The following is a 7,589-nucleotide window of genomic DNA, read 5'->3' on the forward strand; positions in this document are numbered from 1 at the left end:
AGTCCTCGACGCATAACCTCTATATGTAGGGTGCGCAGCGTGCACGGCCGTGCGGGTAAGGTGCGCAGTGCGCACCCTACGTTCAAGTGTTTCGCAGTCTAGGTTTGCGGGTAATAGTCTTGAATGGCTTTCACTTCCATCGGGTGCGATTTGAGCGATCGAATTCCCGCTGCTGTCGCCTTAGCACCGGCTATTGTGGTAATAATCGGGATTTTGTAAGTCAAAGCTGTGCGACGGATGAAAATGCCGTCGGCGCGGGATTCTTCGCCGGAAGGTGTGGTGATAATTAGTTGAATTTTCTCATTCTTGATCGAATCCAACAAATTCGGCCGCCCTTCATGCAGTTTCAATTCCAAATCTACGTCTAAACCTTGCTCTCGCAAAACTTTCCGTGTCCCGTGGGTTGCTACTACTTTGAAACCCAATTCTAAGAATTCTTCGATCACCGGTACAACTGCTAGTTTATCGCGATCGCGCATCGAAACCAACACAGTCCCAAAAAGCGGCATCACTTGACCCGCGCCGAGCTGAGCTTTGGCGAATGCTTTGCCAAAATCCGTGTCAATTCCCATGACTTCGCCAGTCGATCGCATTTCTGGCCCTAACAATGTATCAGTTCCCGGGAACTTCGCAAATGGTAGCACGGCCTCTTTGACGGAAACGTGAATTGGTACAATCTCTTTAGTAAAGCCTAAAGCTTCCAAAGTTTGACCCGACATGACTCGCGACGCCATTTTTGCCAGCGGAACCCCGATCGCCTTGGACACAAAAGGTACTGTCCGAGAAGCCCGCGGGTTAGCTTCCAAAATGAAAACTTCCTCGCCTTGAACGGCAAATTGAATGTTCATCAACCCGATTACTTTCAGAGCTTTTGCTAGTTCTATTGTCTGGCGGCGGATTGTGACTAAAGCAGCGTCGGAAAGCGTTTGGTAAGGGATCGAACAAGCCGAGTCGCCGGAGTGGATGCCCGCTTCTTCGATGTGTTCCATAATACCACCGATCGTGACATTGCCAGTCGCATCGGCGATCGCATCTACATCAACCTCGATCGCATTTTCCAAGAACTTGTCAATTAAAATCGGATGATCTGGTTCTACGTGTACCGCATAAGTCATGTAGCGTTCCAATTCAGCATCGGAATAAACAATTTCCATGCCGCGCCCGCCCAACACATAACTCGGTCGCACCACCACCGGATAACCGATGCGTTGAGCTACAATTAAAGAATCCTCAAAACTCCGCGCCAAACCGTTAGCAGCTTGCTGAATATCCAACTCCCGCAAAATCTTTTCAAATCGCTCCCTGTCTTCAGCAGCATCAATGGAATCCGGCGAAGTTCCCCAGATTTTTGTTTGTACGTCAGGATGATTTTCGAGAGCTTTTTGCAAAGGAATCGCCAATTTTAGCGGCGTTTGTCCGCCAAATTGAATGATTACTCCTTCGGGATTTTCCGCCTCAATGATGTTGAGAACATCCTCTTTTGTTAGCGGTTCAAAATACAGGCGATCGCTCGTATCGTAATCTGTCGAAACCGTCTCCGGATTCGAGTTAACCATAATTGTCTCAAACCCGTCTTCCCCTAGGGAATAGGAAGCGTGACAGCAACAGTAATCAAACTCAATCCCCTGTCCGATCCGGTTCGGCCCGCCGCCTAAAATCATCACTTTGCGCTTGGTAGAAGGCAAAACTTCCGACTCCGGCGCCAGACTGTGAGCCACAGCCGAAATCTTCTTTTCTTCATCGCCCAATTCCGAAATTGCCGCCCCCAGTTCGTAGGTGGAGTAGTAATAAGGTGTAAATGCTTCAAACTCGGCGGCACAGGTATCGACGGTTTTGTAAATCGGGACTACGCCCAACTGTTTGCGGTAAGCGCGGACTTCATCTTCTGATGTTTTGGTGGCGTAAGCAATTTGGCGATCGCTAAATCCCAATTGCTTTATTTCAAACATTGTGTCTTTTGTCAACTGCTTGAGCGCAGTTCGTTTCAAAAACTTCTCGGCTTCGAGCAATTCCTGCATTTTATCTAAAAACCAGGGGTCAATTGCTGTAAGCTCGAAGATATCTTCCACCGACATTCCCATCATCATCGCGTGGCGGACTGTGAAAATGCGATCGGGATTTGGCGTGCGCAATCCGGCGCGAATTTGTTCCAAACTCGGCAACTTTTCCGGTTTGTCGCACCCGAAACCCGCGCGGCCTGTTTCCAATCCGCGCAGCGCTTTTTGGAATGATTCGTTGAAGCTGCGCCCGATCGCCATTACCTCTCCTACTGACTTCATTTGCGTTGTTAGAGTCGGTTCGGAACCGGGGAACTTTTCAAAGGCAAATCGGGGAATCTTCGTCACCACATAGTCAATTGTTGGCTCAAAAGACGCCGGAGTTTTCTTGGTAATATCGTTAGAAATTTCGTCGAGAGTGTAACCTACCGCTAATTTGGCAGCCATTTTGGCAATGGGGAAACCGGTTGCTTTCGAGGCCAAGGCGGAGGAACGAGAAACCCGGGGATTCATTTCAATCACAATGAAATCGCCGTTGACTGGATTGACTGCAAATTGAATGTTAGAACCCCCGGTTTCTACTCCGATTTCGCGGATAATTTTCACCGAAGCATCCCGCAATCGCTGATATTCTTTGTCTGTGAGGGTTTGCGCCGGCGCGACGGTGATCGAATCGCCGGTGTGGACGCCCATCGGGTCGAGATTCTCGATCGAGCAAATAATCACCACATTATCTGCCAAATCCCGCATCACTTCCAGTTCGTACTCTTTCCAACCGATCAAAGATTGTTCGATCAAGATTTGCGATACGGGACTCGCATCAACACCGCCTTGGGCCATTTCTTCAAACTCTTCTTGATTGTAAGAAATGCCGCCTCCCGTGCCGCCCATTGTAAAAGCCGGACGGATAATTAAAGGATAAGTGCCGATTTGGTGGCCGATTGCTTTGGCTTCTTCGAGATTGTTAGCAATTCCCGAAGGGCAAACTGCAACGCCAATTCGCGCCATCGCTTCCTTAAATAGCAGTCTGTCTTCTGCCATTTCAATTGCCGGCAATTTAGCGCCGATCAACTCGACGTTGTACTTTTCCAAAACGCCGTTTTTAGCAACTGCAACTGCTAAATTGAGCGCCGTTTGACCGCCCATTGTCGGCAAAATTGCTTGTGGTCTTTCTTTGGCAATGATTTGTTCGAGAATCGCCGGCGTTAGAGGTTCGATGTAAATGCGATCGGCAGTTTCCGGATCGGTCATAATTGTTGCTGGGTTGGAATTCACCAGCACTACTTCATAACCTTCTTCTCGCAAAGCTTTGCAAGCTTGCGTCCCCGAATAGTCAAATTCGCACGCTTGGCCGATAACAATTGGGCCGGAACCAATGAGAAGAATCTTTTTTAAGTCTTGACGACGGGGCATAGGTTCGTAATTGGTAATTGGACAAGATTAACGATTAACTCGACATTTTGCACCAATTGAGACGAGTCGCAGCCTGAAACTGGCAACTTTCGCAGCTAGGGGAAGCCCCGCCCCGAAGAGTTCGATCGCAAAATGGTGCAACATATCATCAAGTCCAAACTATTTTAATTGTTGTTGGTAATATCGTGTTGTATAATACAAATCGCTTCTTAAAATCGTGTGAGCTTTCCGCCGCTGCGAGCTTAACCTGATGTACAAGGCTTCTGAGTCGATCGTCCGCTCTGTACCACACCTGATAAATCTTTTGATGGGGAAGCAGACAGGATGGCGGTGATACACCACAGGCCAGGATGCGGGTGCCACACCACACATAAATTTGCGCGGCCCGCATCAGCACCGTCTCCTCAACCAAATATCGAGAACACAGGCATCACGGGATCGAGTTATCAGAAAAATTGCGTTTAAAACCTCCCCCTTGTACGGGGACTTTACATTTAGCTCACTTTACATCGGTTGCCAAAAAAAATGCCGCGGTTGGTAAGCTCCAAAACCGGGCAATCATCAGTCATAGCATTTTAGATTTTAGATGGGAATGACTCAGAGGATCGGGGCGGGAGCTTCTAAGTTAGTTGCATTAGTTTTGGGAACTGTTGTCAGCGGCCAATCTCCAATCGAACAAATCGAACATCTCAAATCATCTTACCTTTGTCGATTTTTGATGTAGCTCTTAATTTTTGTACTCGGTTCAGTCAGCCACGGCTCCCATCTTTTGTATTTTACCTTTAGCGTCGAAATAAAATCGGAATTATTTTTGATGCGACTCAGTTCGTCCCTAAACGGTGTCTGAGATAACATCTCCAGCCATAATTTATTAGGTTGCGGGCTTTCCCAAGGCTTCGGACTAGAGATAAAGTGCATCACTCTAGTAGACATATCATCTGTGTCGGGATTGTTCCATATCTGCTCTAATCGCTTCCACCTTCCCGCCAAAACAGAATTTGATGTACCCTGATCGCAATCGCACCAAAGGTTAATCCGAGCATTATCGAGCATTTTTTCTGAGAGATTTTCTTGCTCCCAAAGCTTGAGATTAAAAACTAAAAGACCTGCATTAAAATAAGGCTTTTTATCGGCCGGATTGTTAGGATTTCCCCAGACATTGAGCGCTGCTGCTACCGGCATTCCTTCAAAGTCTAAGTTCCACAGCGGATCTAAACTTCCCAGAACAATCATGTCACTGTCGAGCCAAATCAGCCTGTCTTTGGCCTTTGTATATTTCTCCGGTTCCAATCTCGCGTAAGTCAGCTTAGAACCCGAGAGGGAAAGCAGTCCCCCGTAATTCGGCTTAACTTCTTCCCATTCAATCTCATATTTGCAGCAATTTTGCAACTGTTTTCTTTGCTGTGTATTTATACCTGTCGATACCACGGTAATGCTGACGGGCAAGTTTGGATCTTCAGTGATATTGAGTTCTATGGATTTCAGCAGCGCTGCTATCCCCAAAATGTAATTTTGATCGCCAATAATGGATACGTTCATTCCACTGATGGGTTGTAGTGTATATAAAACAACCCTAACATAATTCTTTTGAATGTCAAACCCGATCGCCAATTCCCAAAAATTGGCAGAAACAAAATTGCCGGCCAGCCCAAAGCTTTAACACTCCGACGGCTATTTCTCAGGCTGTGCGCAGCCTACAATTCCCTGTATGAGGCAATTTTTCATGCTTGTGACCGCTAAGGACACCGCGTCGGGACGCTCATCATTTTGGCGGCCGCCGACAGCAGGACACAGCGGGCTGGGGACTGCAAATCCCACTATGTAAAGTTTGTGTATAGTTTTTAACACCTATTTCGGGTCGGCGATGACAAACAGCCGCGCTGCTTGTGGTTGGGATCGTCTGTTTTGCGTTGAAATTGCAGGCTCCGAACCGGCTAGCAGCCACGTTCCACAATAAATACTGGGATTGATTTTTGAGCTACTATTTAAATGCAGGACAGCTTACTGCTGAGTCGGAGTTGGAACGATCCTGTTGGTTGGCGCAGCCTCGGTACGGCGGGCTGCACTAACGGACGATCGCTCCGCAGCGATGAATTCCTGTGAGAGAATATAGTCTGCTGGTTTTTAGTGTTATTCTGGGAAAATCGAAAAACCCAGCCGCCGCCAACCGCAAGACCGATCGCAGCGGCTACAGAGAGTGTTAAAATTCTGCAACAACTTCCCCCTCATCTCCCCCTCATCTCCCCCTCGCCTCCCCCTCGCCTCCCCCTCCCCCACTCTCCAACCGATTAGATGAGAGAAGACGGCGAGTAACAGGTAAAATGTAAAATCGTTCCAAAACCATAAAATCAAAAATCTAAAATACACATATGCCTAGAACTCAAGTGCGAATATTCCGTGCACCTGCTACTAGACGGCGACCATAGCAATTTTAGATTTGAGATTTTAAATTGTCGTACAACAACTCTCCCATCTCCTATGCCTAGAACTCCCAGCGAATATTCCGTACACCTGCTGCTAGACGGCGGCCACCGCGAAGAAATCCGTTTTGCAACGTTGCAAGATTTTCAACTGTGGTACAGCAAAACTCTGGTTCCGAAACAAGATTCGTCAGAATTTCTCAATGTCCCGATTAAAAATATTCAAGGCGAATACATGGTGGTTAGGCCTGCAAGCGTTCTGGGAATTCGAGTAGAACCAATATTTAGTTCTAGCATCGAGCGCTATGATGAATGATCGACTAGGAAAACTATCAATTGAGTAGGAAAGATTGCAAGTTGAGCAAGATTTTTCGTTATCGGCTATTAGCGATCGCCTGTTGCGTTTTGGCGATCGCATTTTCTGTTCCCGCGATCGCAGTTCCGGCGCTACAACCAATTAGTGTAAGTCAATTACAACCGAGTGAGTTGGAGTCGATCGCCTTTGACGCTCAAATCTGGGGCGAAAATGGCAAACCGGGGGACAAGCAATTGCTGTTAAAGTCGATCGACCACAGCCTTGGTTATCTGGGTACATCGGCCGCTGGAAGTGCTTACAGCCGCTATCCGGTAGCAGGTATTACGCGCGATCGAGTCAGGCGATCGCTCGATCGATTCCGCGAATTAGTTGTCAGTTCCACAACTGCAACACAACTCCAAGAATCTGTCAAGCGGGAATTTGTGTTTTATAGGTCGATCGGCAAAGACAACAAAGGCACAGTTGCATTTACAGGTTATTTCGAGCCGACTTACCAAGCGTCTCGCACGCCTAATTCCGAATACCGTTATCCCCTGTACAAGGCGCCGCCCAACCTCGGTTCTTGGCAGAAACCTCACCCGACTAGATTGGATTTGGAAGGTGCGGATGCTTTGCAGGGAAGCAAAGGATTGCTGCGGGGATTAGAATTAGTTTGGTTGCGCGATCGCTTCCAAGCATTTCTCGTCCACGTCCAAGGTTCGGCGAAGTTGCAACTAACAGACGGCGGTGTAATGACAGTCGGTTTTGCGGGAAAAACCAGTCAGAGTTATACAGGAGTTGGGCGAGAATTAGTTAAGGACGGCAAGTTTACTTTAGATCAGCTAACATTGCCGAAACTCAACGAATATTTTAGCAATTTTCCGGCAGAGATGGACAAGTATTTGCCGAAGAATCAAAGCTTTGTGTTCTTCCAGGATACTAAGGGTGCACCTGCTACCGGCAGCATTGGAGTGCCCGTAACTGCCGAAAGGTCGATCGCCACCGACAAAGCTTTAATGCCCCCCGGCGCGCTAGCATTAATTAGCACGAAACTGCCCTATCCCAATGCAGCGGGGAAACTCGAACAAAATGCCGTGAATCGGTTTGTTTTGGATCAGGATACGGGCGGTGCAATCAAAGGCGCGGGCAGAGTTGACGTATTTATGGGCACGGGAAACTCGGCGGGCGATCGGGCTGGTTATATCAACTCTACTGGAGAACTGTATTATCCGCTATTAAAGTAGAGTAATGCGATCGAGCTCATTCAAATTGTCTGGTGCGTCAGTCGATAAAAAATCAAATATGAACGATAAAACTCAGGCTGACGCACCCTACTTTATCTATTAAAGTAGGATCTTCACGAGTTGCCAGAAACCGGGTTTTTATCAAAAATATTCGCAAGCATCGATAGATTAGGAAAAACCCGGTTTCTTCGATATTCACCAGCGGCCAGCAACCGAGTTT

Annotated in this window: 5 protein-coding genes; 3 read left to right on the forward strand and 2 right to left on the reverse strand. The window is 47.6% G+C overall.

From position 1 onward, the window contains the following. Window positions 1–98: 98 nt before the first annotated feature. A complete protein-coding gene (carB, locus tag QT974_RS07155) occupies window positions 99–3,410 on the reverse strand; it encodes a carbamoyl-phosphate synthase large subunit (RefSeq protein WP_333467826.1) in 3,312 nt (1,103 codons plus the stop codon). 699 nt (window positions 3,411–4,109) lie between these two features. Then, a complete protein-coding gene (locus QT974_RS07160) occupies window positions 4,110–4,949 on the reverse strand; it encodes a glycosyltransferase family 8 protein (protein ID WP_333467827.1) in 840 nt (279 codons plus the stop codon). 48 nt (window positions 4,950–4,997) lie between these two features. On the opposite strand from QT974_RS07160, the gene QT974_RS07165 reads away from it, so the two are divergent. From QT974_RS07165 to mltA, 3 genes are all read left to right on the forward strand, one after another. After that, complete coding sequence (locus QT974_RS07165; RefSeq protein ID WP_333467828.1) at window positions 4,998–5,150, forward strand: hypothetical protein; 153 nt, start codon at window positions 4,998–5,000, stop codon at window positions 5,148–5,150. Between the two features lie 738 nt (window positions 5,151–5,888). Further along, on the forward strand, window positions 5,889–6,146 hold the full coding sequence (locus tag QT974_RS07170; RefSeq protein WP_293130789.1) for a hypothetical protein: 258 nt from the start codon (window positions 5,889–5,891) through the stop codon (window positions 6,144–6,146). Window positions 6,147–6,187: 41 nt separating this feature from the next. Next, window positions 6,188–7,369: a murein transglycosylase A gene (gene mltA / locus QT974_RS07175; protein ID WP_333467829.1), complete on the forward strand. Its 1,182-nt coding sequence runs from the start codon at window positions 6,188–6,190 to the stop codon at window positions 7,367–7,369. The last annotated feature ends 220 nt before the right edge of the window (window positions 7,370–7,589 follow it).

The sequence above is a fragment of the Microcoleus sp. BM001215392 genome (assembly GCF_036700185.1).
Classification (GTDB): Bacteria; Cyanobacteriota; Cyanobacteriia; order Cyanobacteriales; family Microcoleaceae; genus Microcoleus.

What these genes read in the sequence shown, in the direction of transcription:
- carB (WP_333467826.1), bottom strand. Translation starts at nt 3,410, where the DNA reads ATGCCCCGTCGTCAAGACTTAAAAAAGATTCTTCTCATTGGTTCCGGC.
- QT974_RS07160 (WP_333467827.1), bottom strand. Translation starts at nt 4,949, where the DNA reads ATGAACGTATCCATTATTGGCGATCAAAATTACATTTTGGGGATAGCA.
- QT974_RS07170 (WP_293130789.1), top strand. Translation starts at nt 5,889, where the DNA reads ATGCCTAGAACTCCCAGCGAATATTCCGTACACCTGCTGCTAGACGGC.